The sequence below is a fragment of the Haematobacter missouriensis genome (genome assembly GCF_000740775.1).
Lineage (GTDB): Bacteria > Pseudomonadota > Alphaproteobacteria > Rhodobacterales > Rhodobacteraceae > Haematobacter > Haematobacter missouriensis.
Genome location: NZ_JFGS01000004.1, coordinates 166186 through 188293, shown reverse-complemented (window position 1 = coordinate 188293; position 22108 = coordinate 166186). Strand labels below are relative to the sequence as shown.

Annotated in this window: 17 protein-coding genes; 12 read left to right on the top strand and 5 right to left on the bottom strand. The window is 64.4% G+C overall.

The annotated features are described in order from the left end of the window. Window positions 1–22: 22 nt before the first annotated feature. The 11 genes from CG51_RS06565 (at window position 23) to CG51_RS06515 (ending at window position 15411) form a co-directional block, all read left to right on the top strand. Window positions 23–931 (top strand): LysR family transcriptional regulator, encoded by a 909-nt coding sequence (locus tag CG51_RS06565; RefSeq protein ID WP_345995633.1) that lies wholly within the window; start codon window positions 23–25, stop codon window positions 929–931. Between the two features lie 72 nt (window positions 932–1003). Then, window positions 1004–1591, top strand: coding sequence for an imidazoleglycerol-phosphate dehydratase HisB (gene hisB / locus CG51_RS06560; RefSeq protein ID WP_035743262.1), 588 nt, complete (start codon window positions 1004–1006; stop codon window positions 1589–1591). Continuing rightward, entirely contained in the window at window positions 1591–2229 is a 639-nt protein-coding gene (gene hisH, locus CG51_RS06555; protein WP_035743261.1) for an imidazole glycerol phosphate synthase subunit HisH, read from the top strand. Before hisB ends, hisH begins: the two co-directional genes overlap by 1 nt. A 2-nt stretch (window positions 2230–2231) precedes the next feature. Then, window positions 2232–3149: a glutaminase gene (locus CG51_RS06550; protein ID WP_035743260.1), complete on the top strand. Its 918-nt coding sequence runs from the start codon at window positions 2232–2234 to the stop codon at window positions 3147–3149. Window positions 3150–3261: 112 nt separating this feature from the next. After that, window positions 3262–6567 carry a YhdP family protein gene (locus CG51_RS06545; RefSeq protein ID WP_035743259.1) on the top strand — a complete coding sequence of 1102 codons (3306 nt, stop codon included), beginning with the start codon at window positions 3262–3264 and terminating at the stop codon, window positions 6565–6567. Beyond that, entirely contained in the window at window positions 6564–7607 is a 1044-nt protein-coding gene (gene queA / locus CG51_RS06540) for a tRNA preQ1(34) S-adenosylmethionine ribosyltransferase-isomerase QueA (protein ID WP_035743258.1), read from the top strand. The genes CG51_RS06545 and queA overlap by 4 nt, the downstream gene beginning before the upstream one ends. 241 nt (window positions 7608–7848) lie before the next feature. Next, on the top strand, window positions 7849–9171 hold the full coding sequence (locus CG51_RS06535; protein ID WP_051930146.1) for an MFS transporter: 1323 nt from the start codon (window positions 7849–7851) through the stop codon (window positions 9169–9171). Between the two features lie 60 nt (window positions 9172–9231). Then, window positions 9232–9813: a DUF924 family protein gene (locus tag CG51_RS06530; RefSeq protein ID WP_035743256.1), complete on the top strand. Its 582-nt coding sequence runs from the start codon at window positions 9232–9234 to the stop codon at window positions 9811–9813. A 50-nt stretch (window positions 9814–9863) separates the two neighbouring features. Next, window positions 9864–11258, top strand: a complete 1395-nt coding sequence (gene lpdA, locus CG51_RS06525; protein ID WP_179285817.1) for a dihydrolipoyl dehydrogenase — start codon at window positions 9864–9866, stop codon at window positions 11256–11258. 590 nt (window positions 11259–11848) lie between these two features. Continuing rightward, a complete protein-coding gene (uvrA, locus tag CG51_RS06520) occupies window positions 11849–14701 on the top strand; it encodes an excinuclease ABC subunit UvrA (protein WP_035743255.1) in 2853 nt (950 codons plus the stop codon). Next, the gene (locus CG51_RS06515; protein ID WP_035743254.1) at window positions 14698–15411 is read left to right on the top strand and encodes a 3-keto-5-aminohexanoate cleavage protein; all 714 of its coding nucleotides are present in this window, start codon (window positions 14698–14700) and stop codon (window positions 15409–15411) included. Before uvrA ends, CG51_RS06515 begins: the two co-directional genes overlap by 4 nt. Window positions 15412–15694: 283 nt before the next feature. On the opposite strand, the gene CG51_RS06505 is transcribed toward CG51_RS06515, so the two are convergent. The 4 genes from CG51_RS06505 to CG51_RS06490 all read right to left on the bottom strand — a co-directional run bounded on the left by CG51_RS06505 (window position 15695) and on the right by CG51_RS06490 (window position 19647). Beyond that, window positions 15695–15970: a hypothetical protein gene (locus CG51_RS06505; protein WP_143412821.1), complete on the bottom strand. Its 276-nt coding sequence runs from the start codon at window positions 15968–15970 to the stop codon at window positions 15695–15697. Window positions 15971–16583: 613 nt separating this feature from the next. After that, complete coding sequence (mmsB, locus tag CG51_RS06500) at window positions 16584–17462, bottom strand: 3-hydroxyisobutyrate dehydrogenase (RefSeq protein ID WP_035743250.1); 879 nt, start codon at window positions 17460–17462, stop codon at window positions 16584–16586. Further along, window positions 17459–18502, bottom strand: coding sequence for an enoyl-CoA hydratase/isomerase family protein (locus CG51_RS06495; protein ID WP_035743249.1), 1044 nt, complete (start codon window positions 18500–18502; stop codon window positions 17459–17461). The genes mmsB and CG51_RS06495 overlap by 4 nt, the downstream gene beginning before the upstream one ends. Then, entirely contained in the window at window positions 18502–19647 is a 1146-nt protein-coding gene (locus tag CG51_RS06490; protein ID WP_035743248.1) for an acyl-CoA dehydrogenase family protein, read from the bottom strand. Before CG51_RS06490 ends, CG51_RS06495 begins: the two co-directional genes overlap by 1 nt. A 333-nt stretch (window positions 19648–19980) precedes the next feature. On the opposite strand from CG51_RS06490, the gene CG51_RS06485 reads away from it, so the two are divergent. Beyond that, window positions 19981–20571, top strand: a complete 591-nt coding sequence (locus CG51_RS06485; protein ID WP_035743247.1) for a VPLPA-CTERM sorting domain-containing protein — start codon at window positions 19981–19983, stop codon at window positions 20569–20571. A gap of 40 nt (window positions 20572–20611) precedes the next feature. On the opposite strand, the gene CG51_RS06480 is transcribed toward CG51_RS06485, so the two are convergent. After that, a complete protein-coding gene (locus CG51_RS06480) occupies window positions 20612–22108 on the bottom strand; it encodes a CoA-acylating methylmalonate-semialdehyde dehydrogenase (RefSeq protein WP_035743246.1) in 1497 nt (498 codons plus the stop codon).

The window sequence follows — 22108 nt, the reverse complement described above, 5'->3', positions numbered from 1 at the left end:
CGAATGCTCGACCAGTTGGCGGATGGTGGTTCAAAGAGCTTCCATGGCCACCGACAACTGGAGCGAGATCAGGACCGCGTATTTCGTCGCGCGTCTGGGCACCGTCAGCGCCGCGGCGGAAGCGTTAGGCGTTCATCATGCGACGGTGATCCGCCATATCGAAGCGTTGGAGAAGCGGCTGGGAACGCGGCTTTTCCACCGCCATGCCCGCGGCTACACCCCCACGGAGGCGGGGGAGGATCTCTTGCAGGTGGGGCAGGCGACGGACGAGCAGCTTAACCATCTGCTCAACCGTATCCGCGGCAGGGGGGAGGAGGTCTCGGGCGATCTTCTGATCTCCAGCGTCCCGGGGCTGGCCGATCTCGTGGTGCCTGCCATCGGCCGGTTTCAGGCGCTTCATCCGGCGATACGGGTTCACTACGCCTCGGAGTTGCGGAAGGTCCGGCTGGAATACGGGGAGGCGCATGTGGCGTTGCGCGCGGGATCCCCGCCGGAGGAACCGGACAACGTGGTTTCGCCCCTGATGGATTATCGCTTCGCGCTCTACGCCACGCGGGAATTCATCGACATGAACGGCTGCCCGGAGACGCCGGAGGATCTGGCGTCCTTCCGCATCGTCGGCGCGTCGGGTGAGGCGTTGCGCGCGCCCTACAACCGTTGGCTGGCCGATTACGTGCCGGAGGACAAGTTCTGCTTCGTCTCTCCGGTCGGGCCCGCGCTCAAGGCGGCTGTTCTGGCGGGAATCGGCATCGGCTTCATGCGTGCCGGCGCCCACGAGACGCGGGAGCAGCTGGTGGAGATATTTCCGGGGCTGGATGAGCCGCGCTGGAACTCCAAGGCTTACATCGTTACCCACGTGGATACGCACCGCACGGCGAAAGTGCAGCAATTCGTGACCTTCCTGCGTCGCGATGCGCGCAACTGGAGCTGACGGACCCCGCGGGAGCGGCGTGGACAATTCCGGCCCTCCGCCTATAACGGCCCGTGAACGAGGAGCGAAGCGATGCGCAAGGCCACCATTACGCGCCGGACGGCGGAAACCGACATCACCGTCAGCGTCGATCTCGACGGCAGCGGTAGCTACGACAACCAGACCGGCGTCGGGTTCTTCGATCACATGCTGGACCAGCTCGCGCGCCATGCGTTGATCGACATGTCCGTGCGGGCGAAGGGCGATCTGCATATCGACGACCATCATACGGTGGAGGATACCGGTATCGCCATCGGACAGGCGCTGGCGCAGGCGCTCGGCGACAAGCGGGGCATCCGCCGCTACGGCTCCTGTCACCTGCCGATGGACGACGCGCAGGTGCGGGCGGCGCTGGACCTTTCGGGGCGGCCGTATCTTGTGTGGAACGTTGATCTGCCGACGCAGAAGATCGGCACATTCGATACGGAACTGGTGCGGGAGTTTTTTCAGGCGCTCTCCACCCACGGCGGGATCACGCTGCACGTGGACAGGCTGCACGGGATCAACAGTCACCATATCGCCGAGGCGGCATTCAAGGCCGTTGCGCGCGCGCTCCGCGAGGCGGTGGAGATCGACCCGCGGAAGGCGGACGCCATCCCCTCCACCAAGGGGGCGCTCTGATGCTGGTGGCGCTGGTCGATTACGATTCCGGCAACCTCCATTCGGCAGAGAAGGCGTTTCAACGCATGGCGGCGGAGGTCGGGCGGGCCACCGTCACCGTGACGTCTGACCCGGATGTGGTCGCCCGGGCGGACCGGATCGTTCTGCCGGGCGACGGGGCGTTTCCCGCTTGCAGGGAGGCGCTGGAATCGCATGACGGCCTTTTCGACGCGATCTCGGAGGCCGTTCTCGGCGGGGGGCGGCCGTTCCTCGGCATCTGCGTGGGAATGCAGATGCTGGCGTCCCGCGGGCTGGAATACGGAACCACTCCCGGTTTCGATTGGATCCCCGGCGAGGTGCGCAGGATCGCCCCCGCCGATCCCGCGCTGAAGGTGCCGCACATGGGCTGGAACGAGCTTCGGCTGGAGCAGTCCCATCCGGTGCTGGACGGGATCGCGAGCGGCGAGCATGTCTATTTCGTCCACTCCTATCAGCTTCATGTCGCCGACGCGGCGGATCGGCTGGCCTCGGCGGATTACGGCGGGCCGGTCACGGCGATCGTGGGGCGCGGCAATGTGATCGGCACCCAGTTCCATCCGGAGAAAAGCCAGGAGACGGGGCTGAGGCTCATCCACAACTTCCTCGACTGGACACCCTGAGAATGCCGCAGCGGCTTGCGGATACGCTTCACCGGATCGGCGTCGAGATGGCGCAGGTGCAGGAGCGCGGTCGTGTTGCCGATTATATCCCGGAGCTCGGCCGCATCGACCCGAAGCGCTTCGGCATGGCGGTGGTGACGGCAGACGGGCGGGAGGTGCAGACCGGCGACGCCGACACCAGCTTCTCCATACAGTCCGTGTCAAAGGTCTTCACGCTGGCGCTGGCGCTCGGCAAGCTCGGGGATCAGCTCTGGCAGCGGGTCGGGCGTGAACCTTCCGGGCAGGCCTTCGATTCCATACTGCAATTGGAGTTGGAAAAGGGAAAACCGCGCAACCCGTTCATCAATGCGGGTGCGCTGGTGACGACCGATGCGGTGTTGGCGGGCGCGACGCCGCGTGAAGCGCTGGGGTCCATCCTGCGTTTCATGCGTGCCGCGGCGGAGGATGAAGACATTCATATCGACGCCGATGTGGCCAGGTCGGAGCAGAAGACCGGACACGGCAACTACGCTCTCGCCCACTACATTGCCTCGCATGACAACCTGCTTCACCCGCCGGAGCTGGTCTGTGGCACCTATTTCCACCAATGCGCCATCGCGATGACCTGCCGGCAGCTTGCCCGCGCCGGGCGGTTTCTGATGAGCGCCGGGCAGGGGCCGCGGCTGGTTTCGGCTGGCCGCGTCCGCCGGATCAACGCGCTGATGATGACCTGCGGTCAGTATGACGGATCGGGTGACTTCGCCTACCGCGTCGGCCTGCCGGGCAAGAGCGGGGTGGGCGGTGGCCTGCTCGTGATCGCACCCGGGCAGGCGTCGATCGCGGTCTGGTCTCCGGGCTTGGATGAACAGGGAAACACCCTGATCGGCACACTCGCAGTGGAGCGTCTGGCGCGCGCGATGGGCTGGTCGGTCTTTGGATGACCGCCGGCAGAAAGTCGCTGTGCCAGAATCCGGCACCTTCCGTTTCCCAAGCGGCTCGTGAAAGCTATCCTTCCCGCAGGATCGGCTGCGGAGAGATGAGCAAATTGACGAGATGAGTGAGTTGACCGGCCCGCCAACAGGTGGCCTGCGGCGCCCCGCATGGCGGCGGTGGGCAGTGCCGATCGGCCTTGCAGGGGGTGTGGCGGTGCTCGCGGCGGGGGGCGGACTCGCGCTTCGCGACAGGCCGCTTCACGCGCCCCGCTGGGTGGCCGACCGGGTGGAGGCGGCGGTCAACGACGCCTTGGAGGGGCACGGGCGGCTTGCGCTCGGAGCGGTCGATCTTGTGCTCGATCACGGCTGGCGGCCCCGGTTCCGCCTGTCCGACATCACGCTCTTCGATCAGTCGAACCAGCGGATCGGAACGCTGGCCGACCTGCGGTTCCGTTTGCGGCGGGACGATCTGCTGGCGCTGCGGCTCCGCCCCGATGTGGTGGAGATGGGGCGGGCGATGATGTATCTCCGCCGGCTACCGGACGGAAGGCTGGACCTCGACGTGGGGCAGACAGGCGCTGCTTTGGGGGCGGTGGGTTCGATGGCGGAAATCATGGCCGTGATCGACGATTTCTTTGAGGAGCCGTTGCTGTCAGGTGTCATTCGGGCCTCCGCTCGGGAGCTTGGCATACGGCTGGAGGATCAGCGCGTCGGTCAGGTCTGGGAGGTGAGCGACGGCAGCCTTAGCGTCCGTCGGGATGGGGCGGGCGTCCGCGTGGCGCTGGATTTCGACCTTGGTGCGGCGGGGGAGCGGCCTGCCGCGGCCAATCTGCTGTTCGAGACAAGACGCGGCACGCCCGAGGCGAGCTTCAGTGCAAGGCTGACTGACGTCCCGGCGCGCGACGTGGCCTTGCAGGCCCCGGCGCTCGCCTGGCTCTCCGTGCTAGACGCACCGCTTTCAGGAGAGGTTTCGGCGCGGATCGACGGCACGGGAGCACTACTTCCCGTCCGGGGGAAGCTTTCCATCGGGCCGGGCGCCGTGCAACCGGAACCGGGGACGCCCCCCGTGCGCTTCCGTTCCGCCGTGCTGGCGCTTGCCTACGACGCCGCGGCGGAGCGAGTGAGCTTCGAGCAGATCAACGTTCAAAGCCGCACCCTCCGTTTCTCTGCCACAGGGCAGGCTTTCCTGCGGGAGATGGAGGGCGGCTTCCCCGCAGTTGTGGATGCCCAGATCGCAGTATCAGACATGCGCGTCGATCCGGATGGCGTGTTCGAGGCGCCCGTCGGGTTCAGTGACGGGCAGGCCGATCTGCAGCTTCGGCTGGATCCTCTGACGCTCGCCATCGGACAGGTGACACTGAGCGAGGATGCCCAGCGGCTTCGCGCCTTCGGGCGGATAGCGGCGCGGCCCGATGGCTGGGAGGTGGCGCTCGACACGATGGTGAACGAGGTCGACCGGGAGCGGCTCATCGCTCTGTGGCCTGTTTCGGTGGCCGGCAAGACGCGGGAGTGGCTGAGCGAGAATGTCTTCACCGCGAAGCTGTCCGACGTGAAGGCCGCGGTGCGCCTCCGCCCGGATGAGGAGCCGCGGTTCGGGTTGACCTATGAGTTCCGCGACGGCGAAGTGCGGTTCATGCCGACGCTTCCGCCGATCCGCCACGGCTCCGGCTATGCCGCCATCGACCGCGGACGCTATGCGATGCGGGTCAACGCGGGACAGGTAGAGGCGCCGAAAGGCGGGGCACTGGATGTCGCTGGCTCCACCTTCGTCGTGCCGAACATAGAGGAGAAGCCTGCGCGCGCAGAGATCGACCTTCAAGCCCGGGGAAGCATTACCGCCGCGCTCTCCGTGCTCGATGAGCCGCCCTTTCGCTTTCTCAGCAAGGCCGAAAAACCTGTCGATCTGGCGGAGGGGCGGGCCGATGTGCGGGCCAGGATCGCGCTCCCTCTCCTCAAGGACCTGAAGTTGCCGCAGGTCGAATATCACGTCGCAGGCGCGTTGAGCGAGGTGCGCTCTGACCGGATCGTGCCGGGCAGGGCGTTGGAGGCTGCGCAGCTCGACCTGACGGCGGATCGCGACATGCTGCGGATATCCGGTGCCGGGCGGCTTTCCGGAGTGCCTTTTCAGGGGGCGTGGGAACAGCCGCTGGACAAGGCGAACGGCGACCTGTCCCGTGTGACTGGCTGGGTGGAGCTTTCGCCCGCGGCGCTGGCGGCCTTTGCACCGGGGCTTCCTGAAACGTTGGTTTCAGGGCGGGGACGGGCGGATGTGCAGGTCGATCTGGCCAAGGGAGCCGCACCCGCGATCCGGTTGGAGAGCGATCTGGCGGGCCTTGGGCTGCGTCTGCCGGAGATCGGTTGGCAGCTTGCTCCCGCGCAGAAGGGCAGGCTCTCCCTTGCCCTCACCGCCGGGAAACCTGCGGAAGTCCGAAGCCTCTCCCTCAGCGCTCCGGGGCTGGTGCTGGAGGGTGGTAGCGTCACGCTGAAAGCCGATGACACGTTGGGGACCGCCCGTTTTTCCCGCGTCCGCGCGGGCGACTGGCTCGATGCGCCGGTGGTGCTGAGCGGACAGGGCCGAGGCCGACCGCCGGCAGTATCGCTGCCCGGCGGGCATGTGAACCTCGCCGCTCTGCCCGACAACGGTGGCGCCCGGCCGGCGCGGAGCGCTGCGCCCTCGCGGGGGAGCAGCGTGCCGATTGACTTCACGCTCGACCGGGTGGACGTGGGTAAGGGGCTGTTCCTGACCAATGCCAGCGGCGCGCTGGAGACGGGCGGCGGAATTCACGGTACGTTTCGCGGTCTGGTGAATGGTGTCGCCGGTCTGACGGGGGAGGCGATAGCCACAGGCGGGCGACCTGCGCTGCGATTCAGCGCCACGGATGCAGGCGCGCTGATCGCCGCCATGGGGATCACGCCGCGGGCGGCGGGCGGCGTGCTTTCCCTCTCTCTCACGCCGCGGGCACAGGCCGGAGAGTATGACGGACGCCTCGCCATTGAGGACATGCGGCTCAGGGAGGCGCCCGTGCTGGCGCAGCTTCTGTCGGCGGTGAGCGTCGTCGGGCTCGTGGAGCAATTGGCGGGCGGGGGTATCCTTTTCAGCGACATCCGCTCAGACTTCCGCTTGACGCCGGGCGCAGTGGAGGTGAAGAGCGGCTCGGCCACCGGTCCCTCGCTCGGCATCTCCGCCGCCGGGGTCTATCTTCTGGGGAGCAAGGGTATCGAGATGCAGGGTGTCGTTTCCCCCCTCTATCTGCTGAACGGCATCGGCGCTGCCCTGACCCGGCGAGGCGAGGGGCTGATCGGCATCAACTACACGGTTTCCGGTACGGCGGATGATCCCAAGATCGGGGTGAACCCGCTCTCGATCTTCACTCCCGGCATGTTCAGGGAACTGTTCCGCAGCAATCCGCCGCGGCTGGCACAATGACACTCAGGCTTTCCGACTTCGACTTCAACCTTCCTGACGATCTGATCGCGACGCGGCCCGTGCGCCCGCGCAGCGCGGCACGCCTTCTGGTGGCAGAGGGTGACCGCATCAGCGACCGACGGGTGAGCGATCTGGTAACGCTTCTCCGCCCCGGCGACCGGTTGGTGCTGAATGACACCAAGGTGATCCCGGCGCGGCTCTCCGGCCTTCGTACGCGGGGGGAGGTCAGCGCGCGGGTGGAGGTGACGCTGCTGGAGGCGACGGCCTCGGGCGGTTGGCGCGTGTTGGCCCGCCCCCTTCGCAAGCTGAAACCCGGCGACATCCTCATCTTCTCCGATCGGCTGTCGGCGGAAGTGCGGGAGCGGAACGAGGCCGACGCGGTGATTGCCTTCAACCTGACGGGCGGAGATTTCGATACCGCGCTGGCAGAGGCGGGCTCCATGCCGCTGCCGCCCTATATCGCCGCCAAGCGTCCTGCGGATGAACAGGACAAGGAAGACTACCAGACGGTGTTCGCCCGCCGCTCCGGTGCCGTGGCGGCCCCGACCGCCTCGCTGCATTTCGACGAGCCGCTCCTTGCCGCTCTGGCGGAGCGGGGGGTCGCATTCTCGCATGTGACACTGCATGTGGGCGCGGGCACCTTCCTGCCCGTGAAGGTGGAGGATGTGACGACCCACCGGATGCATGCCGAGTGGGGTGAGGTCACCGCTCGCGCGGCGGAGGAGATCGCGGCCACGCGCCTGGCGGGAGGGCGGGTGATCCCTGTCGGAACCACGGCGCTCCGCCTCATCGAAAGCGCCGCCCGGAGTGGTGAAATCGTGCCGTGGGAAGGGGAGACGGATATCTTCATCTATCCGGGTTTCCGTTTCCATGCGACAGACGGTCTCATTACGAACTTCCACCTGCCCAAATCGACGCTTCTGATGCTTGTCTCCGCGCTGATGGGGATGGACAGGATGCGCCGCGTCTATGCCCATGCGGTGACCGAGAGGTATCGTTTCTTCAGCTACGGCGATGCCTCGCTTCTGCTGCCGGAATAGAATGCCCGGCCTGGCGCCTGCTGCGTCGGTGGGCTGAAACCCCGGTGCCGCCGCTGAATCCCTCGCATCCCGTGTCACCGGACGGGAAGGGACGGTACCGGTTCTCCTGCAGGCCGGCCCTCAGCACTCCGCTCGGATGCAGGCACACCGGGATGTGTTTGCGCTGCTTTGAGGCGACGCGAGGTAATCCCCCTTGTTCCGGCCCTCAGGTGAGATAGGGAGGGCAGATCGGAGGCGCGTCATGCTCGAAGTTCTCGGCCGTTCCTGGCCCCTTTTGTTCGGGGTGTTTCTCATGCTTGTCGGCAACGGCATGCAGGGCACCCTGCTGGGTATTCGCGGCGGTATCGAGGGTTTCACCACCCCCCAGATGTCGTGGATCATGTCCACGTATTTCCTCGGATTTCTCGGTGGCTCGCTTCTGGCACCCCGCCTTATCCAGCGGGTCGGTCACGTGCGCGTGTTTGCAGCGCTGGGGTCGCTGATCTCCGCGCTGCTCATCCTCTACCCGGTGCTGCCGGAGTGGGTGGCCTGGGCGGCGTTCCGCCTGCTGATCGGCTTTGGCTTTTCCGGTGTATATGTGACGGCGGAAAGCTGGCTCAACAACTCCTCGACCAACGAAACCCGCGGCAAGGCGCTGTCGCTTTACATGATCATGCAGAGCGGGGGCATCATCGTCGGGCAGGGTCTGCTGAATGTCGCGGATCCGGCGGGTTTCCTGCTGTTTGTGATCCCTTCGGTGCTGGTGTCGCTCTCCTTCACGCCGGTCCTGTTATCCGTCGCGCCAGCCCCGGCCTTTGAATCGACGCGGCCCATGAGCATCATGAAGCTCATGCGCATGTCGCCGCTCGGGTGTTTCGGCACTTTCGCGATGGGGGGCGTTTTTTCCGCGCTGTTCGGCATGGCCTCCGTCTGGGGAGGTCTGGAAGGGCTGACGGTCGCACAGATCTCGGGCTTCGTCGCGGCGATCTATTTCGGTGGCCTCGTCGTCCAATATCCCATCGGTCAGCTCTCGGACCGGATGGACAGGCGGCAGCTCATCCTCGTCATTGCGCTCGTGGGCGCCCTTGTGATGATGATCTCGGCGGCACTGAACCTTCCCTATGTCCTGCTGCTCGGCGTGGCGACCGTCATTGGCGGCGTGGCGAACCCGCTCTACTCACTCTTTATCTCGCATACCAACGATTATCTGGATTCGAGCGAAATGGCCGCCGCTTCGGGCGGCCTGCTGTTCCTGAACGGCTGCGGAGCCTTCATCGGGCCGTTGATAACCGGGTGGGCGATGACGCGGCTGGGACCGAACGGGTTCTTTCTATATATCGGCGTGCTGCTGCTGGCGATTACCTTGTACACGGGGTGGCGCATGACGCGCCGCGAGGCGCCGGTGGCGACGGGTGCAATGGCCGTGGTCCCGCCTTCCGCCGGGGTTGTCGCCATGGAGGCTGCCATGGAGGTCGCCTCCGAGGCTGCGCCTCCTCTGGAGGAAGAAACGCGCGAAAACGAGACACAGGAAGCCTCCGGGCCGATGCAAAAGACGGAACCACGAGGGGAATCCACGGGTTCCTGAGGCGTTGCGCCCGGGCGGCTGACCTGTCAGCTTCGCCCGGCAGATTCCAAAGGAGATCCCATGACCCCGCACGACGTTCTCGATTTCTGGACCAACCAGCATGGCCCGGAGGACTGGTACAAGTCCGATCCCGCGCTCGACGAGGCGATCCGCAGCCGCTTCCTGCCGGCGTGGAAGCAGCTTGATGCGGGCGGACTGACCGAATGGATCGACGGACCGGAAGGGGCACTGGCCTACATCATCCTCGCCGATCAGTTCCCGCGCAACATGTTCCGCGACGACCCGCGCAGTTTCGCCACCGACCCTGCTGCGAGAGCCGCGGCAAGGCGGGCCATCGATGAGGGATGGGATCTCGCGATAGAGGAACCGACACGGCAGTTCTTCTATCTTCCGTTCATGCATTCCGAGGATATGGGCGACCAGAAGTTCTGCATCGCGGCCGTGCAGGAGCGGATGCCCGAAACGGGGGAGAGCACGCTGCTCCACGCCCGCGCGCATGCGCATGTGATCGACACCTACGGTCGCTTTCCGCATCGCAACGAAGCTTTGGGGCGGCAAACGACCGCGGATGAAGAAGGCTATTTTGACGAGGGCGCCTATGGTGGAATCGTCCGCAAGCTTCAGGAACGGGATGCGGATTGAACGGTCAGGAAAGATGGTTTAACGTCAAACTAATTTCCGAACGAGGGTGAATGATGGCTTCCAGCTACGATGTGATCGTGATCGGCTCCGGCCCGGGCGGCTATGTCTGCGCCATACGCGCGGCCCAATTGGGGATGAATGTCGCAATCGTGGAGCGGGAACATCTGGGAGGCATCTGCCTCAACTGGGGCTGCATCCCGACAAAGGCGCTGCTCCGTTCGGCGGAAGTGCTTCACCTGATGCACCGGGCTAAGGATTTCGGCCTGAAAGCCGGGGATATCGGTTACGATCTCGATGCTGTCGTCCAGCGGTCTCGCGGGGTGGCCAAGCAGCTTTCCGGCGGCGTCTCCCATCTGATGAAGAAGAACAAGATCACCGTGGTCATGGGCACGGCCAAGCTCGCCAAGGGCGGCAAGGTGGTGGTGACGACGGAAAAGGGCACAGAGGAGTTGACCGGCAAGGCGGTCGTGCTCGCTACCGGGGCGCGTGCGCGGGAGCTGCCGGGACTAGAGGCGGATGGCGATCTCGTCTGGACCTACAAACACGCCCTGGTGCCCAAACGGATGCCGAAGAAATTGCTGGTCATTGGCTCTGGCGCTATCGGCATCGAATTCGCCAGTTTCTACAATACCTTGGGCGCAGAGACGACCGTGGTCGAGGTGATGGACCGAATCCTGCCCGTGGAGGATGCGGAGATCTCCGCCTTCGCCAGGAAGCAGTTCGAGAAGCAGGGGATGAAGATCCTCGAAAAAACCACGGTGAAGAAGCTGGAACGCGCGAAGGGCAAGGTCACCGCACATCTGGAAGCCGGAGGCAAGACTACGACCGCGGAGTTCGACACGGTGATCTCCGCCGTGGGGATCGTCGGCAATGTGGAGGATCTCGGGCTTGAAGAGGCCGGGGTGAAGATCGACCGCACCCATGTGGTGACGGATGAATTCTGCCGCACCGGGGTCGATGGCATCTATGCGATAGGCGATATCGCCGGGGCGCCCTGGCTCGCGCACAAGGCCAGCCATGAGGGTATCATGGTGGCGGAACTGATCGCGGGCGGACATCCGCACCCGATGAAGCCGGGTTCCGTCGCGGGCTGCACCTACTGCCACCCCCAGATCGCCAGCGTCGGTCTGACGGAGGCGAAGGCCAAGGAGGCCGGCCATGAGGTGAAGGTCGGCAAGTTCCCCTTTATCGGCAATGGCAAGGCCATCGCTCTGGGGGAGACGGAGGGTATGGTCAAAACGGTGTTCGACGCCAAGACCGGGGAGCTTCTGGGAGCGCACATGGTCGGTGCCGAAGTGACCGAGATGATCCAGGGCTACGTGATCGGCAGAACGCTGGAGACCACGGAGGCGGAGTTGATCGAGACGATCTTCCCGCACCCGACGATATCGGAATCGATGCACGAAGCGGTGCTGGCCGCCTACGGGCGCGCGATTCACATCTGACTGCGGGAACCTGAAGGTGGGAGCCTGAAGGCGGGGCATCGAACCCCGCCCTCAAGCGCTGCCGCCCTCCGTTGACGAGGGGGCGAGGAGGTGTGACGTTTGCTTCTCATCGGGCGGGGGAGCACAGGATCTTTGCATCCTGACGGCATGTGGAGCCAGCCTTCGACGATCGACTCCACCAATCCGCAACGAGCCCGGAGGCTGTCGAACCGGGCTGCGCGGTTGCGGGAGGTGTTCGGGTGGGCCGACCCGGCCCTGATCACCCATTTTCCGACATTTCGACGCTGGCTTGCCGGACCGAAGCCGATAGGCACAATGCGGGGCCTTTGCCGGTTGGCAATGGGCGGCTTGGACCGCCCCCCGGATAGCAATGGAGGCGAACTGCGGGTCGGGGGGAAGGCCGTCTGGGATTTGCCATCCTGCATGGCTTGGGCAACAAGCGCCAGTGCGCGGTCCGTCCGAAGGAACGGCTCGCACATGCCGGCAATAGAGCGAAGCCGTCGCGACGTTCACTCATTGTTCACATTTTGCGGTTGGATACTCGGCCGTTAATGCCTATCTTCTGTCCCTGTCCTGTCCCGGAGCCTCCCATGGAACAGAAGTTCATCTCCGTCCGCGGCGCACGCGAGCATAATCTCAAGAATGTCGACGTGGATATTCCGCGCGACAAGCTGGTGGTGCTGACGGGCCTCTCCGGATCGGGAAAGTCGTCGCTGGCCTTTGACACGATCTATGCGGAGGGGCAGCGGCGCTATGTGGAGAGTCTGTCGGCCTATGCCCGGCAGTTCCTCGACATGATGCAGAAGCCGGATGTGGATCATATCTCCGGTCTCTCGCCCGCCATCTCCATCGAGCAGAAGACCACGTCGAAGAACCCGCGCTCCACCGTGGGCACCGTGACGGAGATCTACGACTACCTCCGTCTGCTCTTTGCCCGGGTGGGAGTTCCCTACAGCCCCGTGACCGGCCTGCCGATCGAGGCGCAGCAGGTGCAGGACATGGTGGACCGAACGCTGGCCCTGCCGGAAGGCACGCGCGCCTATCTCCTGGCGCCCATCGTGCGGGAGAGAAAAGGCGAGTATCGCAAGGAAATGCTGGACCTGCGCAAACAGGGCTTCCAGCGTGTCAAGGTTGACGGGCAGTTCTATGAACTGGACGAACCGCCGACTCTGGACAAGAAATTCCGCCACGACATCGACGTGGTGGTGGACCGGATCGTCGTGCGGCCGGGGTCAGAGACGCGGCTGGCCGACAGCTTCCGTACTGCGCTCGATCTCGCCGACGGCATCGCGATACTGGAGACCGCGCCGACGGAAGGGGAGCCGCAACGCATCACCTTCTCAGAGAAGTTTGCCTGCCCCGAGTCGGGCTTCACCATCCCGGAAATCGAACCGCGCCTGTTTTCCTTCAACGCGCCGATGGGGGCCTGTCCTGTCTGCGACGGGCTTGGGGTGGAGCTGTTCTTTGACGAGAGGCTGGTGGTGCCAGACGTGACGCTGAAGGTCGCGGATGCCATCGCGCCCTGGGCCAAGTCCAAAAGCCCCTATTACCGTCAGACCATCGAAGCGCTGGCCGATCACTACGGGTTCGATCCGAAGACGCGCTGGAAGGATCTGCCGGAAAAGACGCGCGATGTTTTCGTCAACGGCTCGCAGGGCGAGGAGGTCACCTTCCGTTACGATGAGGGGGGCCGCGTCTATCAGGTGAAGCGCGCGTTCGAAGGTGTCATCCCGAACATGGAACGACGCTATCGCGAGACCGATTCCGCCTGGAGCCGGGAGGATCTGGAGCGTTACCAGAACAACCGCCCTTGCGCGGCCTGTCATGGCTACCGGCTGAAGCCGGAGGCGTTGGCGGTCAAGATCGCTGGCCTGCATGTGGGGCAGGTGGTGGAGAAATCCATCCGCGAGGCGCATGACTGGGTGCTTTCCGTCCCTGAAACGCTGACCGATCAGCGGAACGAGATCGCCCGTGCGATCCTGAAGGAAATCCGGGAGCGGCTGGGTTTTCTGGTCAATGTCGGGCTGGACTACCTTACGCTGTCCCGCTCCGCCGGTACCTTGTCGGGCGGGGAGAGCCAGCGCATCCGTCTGGCGAGCCAGATCGGATCGGGGCTGACGGGTGTGCTTTACGTGCTGGACGAGCCGTCCATCGGCCTGCACCAGCGCGACAATGACAGGCTGCTGGAGACGCTGAAGAACCTGCGGGATGCCGGGAATACCGTGCTGGTGGTCGAACATGACGAGGATGCCATCCGCACCGCGGATTACGTGCTCGATGTCGGGCCCGGCGCGGGCGTGCATGGGGGAGAGATCGTGGCGCAGGGAACGCCCGAGCAACTGGCGGCGGATCCTGCCTCGCTCACCGGGAAATACCTTTCCGGAGAGCGGGAGATCGCGGTGCCCAAGGAGCGGCGCAAGGGCAACGGCAAGAAGGTGACGGTGGTCAATGCGACCGGCAACAACCTCAGGAACGTGACGGCCGATTTTCCGCTGGGCAAGTTCGTCTGTGTGACGGGTGTGTCCGGCGGCGGCAAGTCCACCCTGACCATAGAGACGCTGTTCAAGACTGCTTCCATGCGGCTCAACGGCGCGCATCAGACGCCGGCGCCCTGTGATACGGTGAAGGGGCTGGATCACCTGGACAAGGTGATCGACATCGACCAGCGCCCCATCGGGCGCACGCCCCGCTCGAACCCCGCCACCTATACCGGCGCCTTCGGGCCGATACGGGACTGGTTTGCCGGTCTGCCCGAGGCGCAGGCGCGGGGCTACAAGCCGGGACGCTTCTCCTTCAACGTGAAGGGAGGGCGGTGCGAAGCCTGTCAGGGAGATGGCGTCATCAAGATCGAGATGCACTTCCTGCCGGACGTCTATGTCACCTGCGATACCTGCAAGGGAGCGCGTTACAACCGGGAAACGCTGGAAATAAAGTTCAAAGGCAAGAGCATATCGGACGTTCTTGATATGACGGTTGAAGACGCGCAAAGTTTCTTCAGCGCGGTCCCTTCCATCCGGGAGAAGATGGACGCACTTGTTCAGGTGGGGCTTGGCTATGTGAAGGTGGGTCAGCAGGCGACGACGCTTTCCGGCGGTGAGGCACAGCGGGTAAAACTGTCAAAAGAACTTGCGCGCCGGTCCACGGGTCGCACGCTCTATATCCTTGACGAGCCGACGACGGGGCTACATTTCGAGGATGTGCGCAAGCTGCTGGAGGTGCTGCACCAGCTTGTCGATCAGGGGAACACGGTGGTGGTGATCGAACACAATCTCGATGTCGTAAAGACGGCCGACTGGATCATCGACATCGGTCCTGAGGGTGGTGACGGAGGGGGGCGCATCGTTGCAACGGGTACGCCGGAGGCTGTGGCAAAGGTGCCCGAATCCTATACTGGGCACTACCTTGGCCCGTTGCTGAAACCGCGCCGGGTGGCGGCGGAATGAGCGTGCAGGCCTGTCTCAACGGCGCGCGCCGCCCGGGATCCCATCCGACGCTGCCGGTCACACCTGCCGAACTTGCCCGCGATGCGGCCCTCTGCCGTGCCGCGGGGGCGGGAACTGTGCATCTTCATGTGCGCGATCACGACGGAGCGGAGTCGCTGCGTCCCGAATATGTGGTCGAAACCCTGACCGCGGTTCGCGAAGCGGTGCCCGGAATGCCGGTCGGTATTTCCACGGGTGCGTGGATCCCGCCCTATGACCAGCGGCTTGCCGCGATGGCGGAATGGTCGGTTCGCCCGGATTTCGTCTCCGTCAACCTCTCCGAAGCCGACGCGCCGGAGGTGATCGCTCTCATGCAGCGGCAGCGGATCGGGGTGGAGGCCGGGTTGAGTTCGCTTGGCGATGTCCGCCGCCTTCTGTCGCTGGAGCCCGGCAACTGTCTGCGTTTTCTCGTGGAGATGAAAGCTACCGATTTTGCAGCGCAACGCGAGGAAGCGGAGGAGATGATCCGCCGCCTCTTAGATGCTGCCCCACAGGTGCCGGTGCTTCTCCACGGAGTGGATGCGACCGCTTGGGGTTTCGTCGACATGGCGGTCGGGAAGGGCCTGGCCACGCGGATCGGGCTGGAGGATGTGCTAACCCTGCCGGACGGCTCACCCTCCGATAATCCGCGACTGGTGGCCGAAGCGGTCAGCCGGTATCCTGCGATCTAACCCGGGGGTTGCAGGTTGGGACCGGCATCGATACCGGGAACAATGATCGTTCGCCTTCGTATCTGATCCTGTAGCTGTTGGCGCTGCCAGATCTGATCCTGCAGCGCATTGTTCCGCAGCTGGTCCATCTGCTGCCTCTGGTTGTCGATCTGCTGATTGCGGCGGCGGAGGGCATCTGCGCTGTCCGGGGTCTGGGCACATCGCATGCCGGGAGGACAGGTTGTTTGGGCAGGGGCCGGCCCTGACAGGGCCACCAGTACCAGCGTTGTCAGGAGCGCGCGCATCACCCGCCCCTCAGCCGGTCATAGGACAGCATGATCTGTGCCACGCGCTGGCTGTTGTCGTCCACCATCACTACCCAGCCTTTGAGCACACGATAATGATAGCCGCGTGGCGCTGCCGGCAGACGACTGCGCGCAGCCTGTTGAAAGGGAGGCGCACCGCGCGCACTGTCCCCCAGCTCCGGCGCGGTGCTTGGTAGTTCAGTTCCATCCCACGCATAACCATAGCGCGGCGTATAAGATGGTTGCGAGGGCCACGGGTTGAAGGGAATCGTCATCAGCCCCGCCAGCAAACCCGCCCAGATCGGACTGGAATCCGAATATCTTCTCGGCCGACGCTCATAGCCGGGGGGCCAACGCCCGTTGTTCCATCCCGGCGGCGGCCGATCGGGACGTGGGCGGTTTCCCCATCCCGGCGGAGGTCGGTCTGGCGGCCAGCGACCGTCCCATCCGGGAGGCGGTCGATCAGGTGGAGGCCGGTTACCCCAGCCGGGCGGTGGCCTGTCGGGTGAAGGCCGGTTACCCCAGCCGGGCGGCGGTCTGTCGGGTGGAGGGCGATTACCCTGCCCGGGTGGTATTATGGGGGGAGGGCGACGATCCCGATCCCGATCGCGGTCCCGTCGCGAGGGTTCGGGTGTGCGCCCCTGCCGCTCGATCAGGGAATTGCCGGACTCGCGCGAACGATCGTCGTTGCGGTCCCTGCCACGGTCCCCCCTGTCGGAACGGCCACAGAGTACGGGGTTGTCCGAGCAATCCGCCTGCGCAAATGCAGGCGGAAGCGGAATGACCAACAGCGCTGACAGCGAGATGAGCGCAACACTTCGCCAAAGTGAACCGACAACCCGAGTCATCATCTCCTCCCAGAGCCTCAGCGCCCGACCCGCCGGTCGCCTATGCCAAGGATCTGTGTCGCTTTTCGAACCTTGGCAACATCGCGGAGAAATCTTTTCCGCTTCCATCCTCCTCATCAACAAAAGTTGCGTAGAGGCGGGCTGCCAATTCCCCCATCGGCGTGTCGGCATCGGCGGTTTCCGCCGCTTGCTGGCTGAGGCGAAGGTCCTTCAGCATGAGGTCGGAGGCAAATCCCGGCTTGTAATCGTTGTCGGCAGGGGACTTTGGCCCAACCCCCGGCGCAGGGCAGTAGACATTCATCGACCAGCTGTAGCCGGATGAGGTGGAGACCACATCGAACATCTTTTCCCGGTCCAACCCCAGTTTGTCGGCCAGCGCGAAAGCCTCGCATGTGGCGATCATGGTCACGCCGAGGATCATGTTGTTGCAGATCTTCGCGGCCTGGCCGGCGCCTGACCCGCCGCAGAGCACCGCCTTCTGACCCATGATGTCGAAAAGCGGCTTCACCTTGTCGAAGGCCGCTTGTCCCCCCCCGGCCATGAAAGTCAGCGTTCCGGCATCGGCCCCGCCGATACCGCCGGAGACCGGCGCGTCAACCGCCAGAAGCCCGGCCCTTCCTGCCTCATCGGCAACGGTCCGGGCGCTTTCGACATCCACCGTAGAGCAATCCAGAAACACCGCCCCTTGCTGCATGGCGGGCACGATCTCGGCTGCGACCGCGCGGAGGATCTTGCCGTTCGGCAGCATCGTGATGACCACATCGGCACCGCGCGCGGCCTCCTGCGCGGAAGCGGCCATGGAGACGCCCGCAGGAGCCGGGGCGACAAGGTCGAACCCGGTCACCGTATGGCCCGCCGTGGCGAGGTTCCGTGCCATCGGGCCGCCCATGTTGCCAAGGCCGATGAAACCGATCTTCATTTAAGCTCTTCCTCCATGTTCAATTCGTCGGCCCCGAGCGGGGCCGTGATCTCTGCCACACGCGCTGCCATGGCACCCGGCGCGACGTCCTGCCATTTCGGCTGACGGTCCTTGTCGATGATCTGGGCGCGGACACCTTCCAGAAAATCGCCTTCCTCCAGCAGCCGCCAGGTTGCGCGGTATTCGTGCGTCAATGCGGCGCGGACGCTGTCCTTTGCTGCTGTGCCACGGACCAGCGCCAGCGTTACGGCCATGGACAGGGGGGAGTTCCGACGCATGGTCTTCAGCGTCGCTGCTGCAAAATCGCCCGGCTCATCCGTCAGCGCCTTCATGATCGCGGCGACGGAGTCGTGGCGGAAGAGGCGGTCCACCGAAGCCTCATGCTCCGCCAGGGGTGGGGCAGGCGGTTGCTCCGCATGGCGGGCGATGATGTCCACGCCACCCCCCGCCGCCAGCTCAGCCTTCAGCAGATCCCAACGGGATTGCGGCACATAGTGATCGGCGAAATTCGCATAGATCGCGTCCCCCGGTCCCATGCGGTGCCCCGTGAGGCCGAGATACTCGCCCATCCGCCCCGCCGCATGGGCAAGGCGGTAGGTGCCGCCCACGTCGGGTATCAGCCCGATACCGCATTCCGGCATGGCCACTTGCGTCGTCTCGCACACGATCCGGTCGGAGCCGAGACAGCCGATACCCACGCCGCCGCCCATGACAAAACCGTGCAGGAAGCTGATGATCGGCTTGCGGTATTCGGCGATCTTGGCATTGAGCCGGTATTCCTCCCGCCAGAACTCCCGGCCAAGCGCATAGTCCCCCTGTCGCCCCGCATGGTAGATCTCGGCGATGTCGCCACCGGCACAGAAGGCGCGGTCGCCTTCTGCATCCAGCAGGACCAATTTGACCTCCGGGTCATGCGCCCAATCGTCCAGTGCCTTCTCCATCGCCAACGCCATTGGATGGGTGAGGGCGTTGAGCGCCTTCGGCCGGGTCAGGGTGATGTGGCCCGCCTGGCCAATCTTGCGGGTAAGGATATCGGACATCAGGCACGCTCCGTTAGCAGGCTGCGCGAGGTTATCAGGCGCATGATCTCGTTGGTTCCCTCGAGAATCTCATGCACGCGCAGGTCGCGCACGATCTTCTCGATGCCGTAGTCGGCCAGATAACCGTAGCCTCCGTGAAGCTGGAGGCAATCGTTCGCCGTGCGGGATGCGGCTTCCGTCACGAAAGCCTTTGCCATCGCACAGAATTTCGTGGCGTCGGAAGCGCCGGTATCGAGCTTCCATGCTGCCTGTCGAAGGAATATCCGGGCTGCCTGAAGGGCGATCTCGCAGTCCGCGAGCCGGAATTGCAGCGCCTGGAAGCTGTCCAGCGTTTTGCCGAAGGCCTTGCGCTCCCCCATGTAGGTCAGGGTGTGGTCCAGGGTTGCCTGTGCTCCGCCGAGCGCGCAGGCGGAGATGTTGAGACGCCCGCCGTCCAGCCCGACCATGGCGTAGGTGAAGCCGCGGCCTTCCTCCCCGACGAGATTGCCGAGGGGCGTGAGGCAATCGTCGAACTGCACCTGCCGCGTCGGCTGTGCGCGCCAGCCCATCTTGTCCTCCAGCTTGCCGAAGGAAAGGCCGGGCGCATCGCGTTCGACGACGACGGTGGAGATGCCCTTTGGTCCATCGCCGCCCGTGCGGACCATGACGACGTAAGCATCAGAATAGCCGCCGCCGGAAATGAAAGCCTTGGTTCCGTTGAGCTTCCAGCCCTCGTTGGTGCGTTCCGCCCGTGTTCGGAGCGCCGCCGCGTCTGAGCCGGAACCGGGTTCGGTCAGACAGTAGGAGAGCACCTTTTCCATCGTCACCGCGGGCCGCAGGATCCGCTCCTTGACGTCGTCTGAGGCGAATTTTGCCAGCATTCCGCAGCACATGTTGTGGATGGAGAGAAACGCGGCGACGGAGGGGCAGGCAGTGGAAAGGGCCTCGAACACCAGCGTCGCATCGAGCCGCGACAGGCCGGAGCCGCCCCATTCCTCCCCGACATACAGCCCGCCGAAGCCAAGTTCCGCCAGCTTGGTCCACAGATCTCGCGGGATCGTGCCCTCCTGCTCCCATTCATGGGCAAAGGGCGCAATATGCTCGGCGGCGAATTCGCGAGCGATGTCGTAGATCGCCTGCTGCTCTTCCGTCAATGCGAAGTCCATGGCTCCTCCTCCGGTCTTCTGATTCACAGAACCCCGCGCCGCGGGGGACTGCAAGTGGCTTCACAAGGGGGCGTCTCGCTTTCAAAGCGAAAGGATACCCGGCATTCCTCTTGAAATTACTAACCGTTGCAAAAGGGAAAACAAAACCTCCGGTTGTTCAGCTATCATTCACCGGATACATATTAATATTAGTATTAATATATACTTTCTGGCATAAAGATAAAAAAGTTTTTGATTTTGAACAATTTACGTCCTACCCCGCTTCTCAGGGCCACGGCGAATGGCCCGCTGCCATGCAACCTTTAGAAGTTTGTTCTTGAAACAGGTGTAAACATGACCGCATTCTTTAAAGCCTCTACCGTCGCAGCCTCACTGCTGATCCCGTTTGCCGGGGCCGAGGCCGCGACCTTCGACTTTTCCGGTCCGGCCGGCTCCGCCTCTTCCTACAGCTACAACGTGGACGGGATCGGCCTCACCATCACTGCGCAATCCTACCTTGTGGAGGCGCCGCTTACCGTCACCCGCGCAAGCGGAGGGCATGGCGTGAATTCCGGCCCTTTCGACAGCAATGAGCTGGATGGGTTTGGCGTCAATGAAGTGCTCGTCTTCACTTTCGATCAGGAAGTGACTCTGGGCAATGTCGCCTTCTCGAACGTCGGCTGGTTCGACACCTTCTCCTTCTTCTCGGGCGGGAACACGCCCTGGGATTTCTCGGGTGCTGCCCTTGCCTCCAACTTCGACCTGTCGGGTTACACCGGGACCGTGTTCGGCATCGGCACGATCAACCCGCTGTCGTCCTTCCGCATCACCTCGCTGGAGGCGACGGCGACCGACGCTCCGGCTCCGGTTCCGCTGCCGGCGGCAGGCTTTGTGCTGCTGGGCGGCATCGCGGCACTGGCTGCCGTGCGCCGCCGCAAGTCCTGATCCCGTGGAAGGGGGAGGGTTGGCCTCCCCCTTTTTGCGTTCAGGTGGTCGGGAAGTTCAGCACGGCGCCTTCCTTGATGCCGCTCGGCCAGCGTGCCGTCACGGTCTTGGTCCGCGTGTAGAACCGGAACGCATCCGGCCCGTGCTGGTTCAGGTCGCCGAAACCGGATTTCTTCCAGCCGCCGAAGGTGAAATAGCCCAGCGGCACCGGGATCGGCACGTTGACGCCCACCATACCCACATTCACACGGCTGGCAAAGTCGCGTGCGGTGTCGCCATCGCGGGTGAAGATCGCGGTGCCGTTGCCGTATTCGTTCTCCATGGTGAGCTTCAGCGCCTCCTCATAGGTTTCGCTGCGCACTGTGGACAGGACAGGCCCGAAGATCTCCTGCTTGTAGATCTCCATGTCGGGCGTCACGCGGTCGAACAGGGTCGGGCCGACGTAGAAGCCGTTCTCATAGCCCTGAAGATTGAATCCGCGCCCGTCCACGACCAGTTCCGCGCCCTGCTTCACGCCCGAGTCGATGAGGCCGAAGATCCGCTCCTGCGCAGCCTTCGTCACCACCGGGCCATAGTCGATGTCGTTGCCTGCTGTATAGGGGCCGACCTTCAGCTTCTCGATACGCGGAACCAGCTTTTCCACCAGTCGGTCTGCGGTTTCCTCGCCCACCGGGACGGCAACGGAAATCGCCATGCAACGTTCGCCCGCCGCGCCGAAACCGGCGCCGACCAGCGCATCCGCCGCCTGATCCAGGTCGGCATCCGGCATGATGATCATGTGGTTCTTCGCACCGCCGAAGCACTGCACACGTTTGCCGTTCGCACAGCCGCGGGAATAGATGTATTCCGCAATCGGGGTCGATCCGACAAATCCGATCGCCTGGATCGTTGGATTGTCGAGGATACCGTCCACCGCATCCTTGTCGCCGTTGACGACCTGCAACACGCCCGGCGGAAGCCCCGCTTCGGTGAGAAGTTCTGCCAGCATAAGCGGGACGGAGGGGTCGCGTTCGGACGGTTTCAGGATCATCGCGTTGCCGCAGGCGAGGGCAGGCGCGATCTTCCACAGCGGGATCATCGCGGGGAAGTTGAACGGCGTGATTCCGGCCACGACGCCCAGCGGCTGGCGCATGGAGTAGAGGTCGATCCCCGTTCCCGCGCTGTCCATATACTCGCCCTTCAGCAGGTGCGGGGCGCCGATGGAGAATTCCACCACGTCCACACCACGCTGAATGTCGCCCCGCGCATCCGGCAGCGTCTTGCCATGCTCGGAGGACAGGGCGGTGGCGAGCTTGTCCATGTCGCGGTTGATGAGATGCACGAATTCCATCAGAACGCGGGCACGGCGCTGCGGGTTGGTCGCGGCCCAGCCGGGCTGTGCCTTGGCGGCTGCGGCGATGGCTTCGTCAAGCTCGGCTTTGGAGGCAAGCGCGACCTTTGCCTGCACCTCGCCCGTTGCAGGGTTGTAAACGTCGGCGGTGCGGCCCGAAGTGCCGGGCACATACTTGCCGTTGATCCAGTGACCGAGTTCCTTCAC

What these genes read in the sequence shown, in the direction of transcription:
- CG51_RS06505 (WP_143412821.1), bottom strand. Translation starts at nt 15,970, where the DNA reads ATGACGATTCCCTTCAACCCGTGGCCCTCGCAACCATCTTATACGCCG.
- hisB (WP_035743262.1), top strand. Translation starts at nt 1,004, where the DNA reads ATGCGCAAGGCCACCATTACGCGCCGGACGGCGGAAACCGACATCACC.
- CG51_RS06515 (WP_035743254.1), top strand. Translation starts at nt 14,698, where the DNA reads ATGAGCGTGCAGGCCTGTCTCAACGGCGCGCGCCGCCCGGGATCCCAT.
- mmsB (WP_035743250.1), bottom strand. Translation starts at nt 17,462, where the DNA reads ATGAAGATCGGTTTCATCGGCCTTGGCAACATGGGCGGCCCGATGGCA.
- lpdA (WP_179285817.1), top strand. Translation starts at nt 9,864, where the DNA reads ATGATGGCTTCCAGCTACGATGTGATCGTGATCGGCTCCGGCCCGGGC.
- CG51_RS06550 (WP_035743260.1), top strand. Translation starts at nt 2,232, where the DNA reads ATGCCGCAGCGGCTTGCGGATACGCTTCACCGGATCGGCGTCGAGATG.
- hisH (WP_035743261.1), top strand. Translation starts at nt 1,591, where the DNA reads ATGCTGGTGGCGCTGGTCGATTACGATTCCGGCAACCTCCATTCGGCA.
- CG51_RS06530 (WP_035743256.1), top strand. Translation starts at nt 9,232, where the DNA reads ATGACCCCGCACGACGTTCTCGATTTCTGGACCAACCAGCATGGCCCG.
- CG51_RS06535 (WP_051930146.1), top strand. Translation starts at nt 7,849, where the DNA reads ATGCTCGAAGTTCTCGGCCGTTCCTGGCCCCTTTTGTTCGGGGTGTTT.
- CG51_RS06495 (WP_035743249.1), bottom strand. Translation starts at nt 18,502, where the DNA reads ATGTCCGATATCCTTACCCGCAAGATTGGCCAGGCGGGCCACATCACC.
- queA (WP_035743258.1), top strand. Translation starts at nt 6,564, where the DNA reads ATGACACTCAGGCTTTCCGACTTCGACTTCAACCTTCCTGACGATCTG.
- CG51_RS06485 (WP_035743247.1), top strand. Translation starts at nt 19,981, where the DNA reads ATGACCGCATTCTTTAAAGCCTCTACCGTCGCAGCCTCACTGCTGATC.
- CG51_RS06490 (WP_035743248.1), bottom strand. Translation starts at nt 19,647, where the DNA reads ATGGACTTCGCATTGACGGAAGAGCAGCAGGCGATCTACGACATCGCT.
- CG51_RS06545 (WP_035743259.1), top strand. Translation starts at nt 3,262, where the DNA reads ATGAGTGAGTTGACCGGCCCGCCAACAGGTGGCCTGCGGCGCCCCGCA.
- CG51_RS06565 (WP_345995633.1), top strand. Translation starts at nt 23, where the DNA reads ATGGTGGTTCAAAGAGCTTCCATGGCCACCGACAACTGGAGCGAGATC.
- uvrA (WP_035743255.1), top strand. Translation starts at nt 11,849, where the DNA reads ATGGAACAGAAGTTCATCTCCGTCCGCGGCGCACGCGAGCATAATCTC.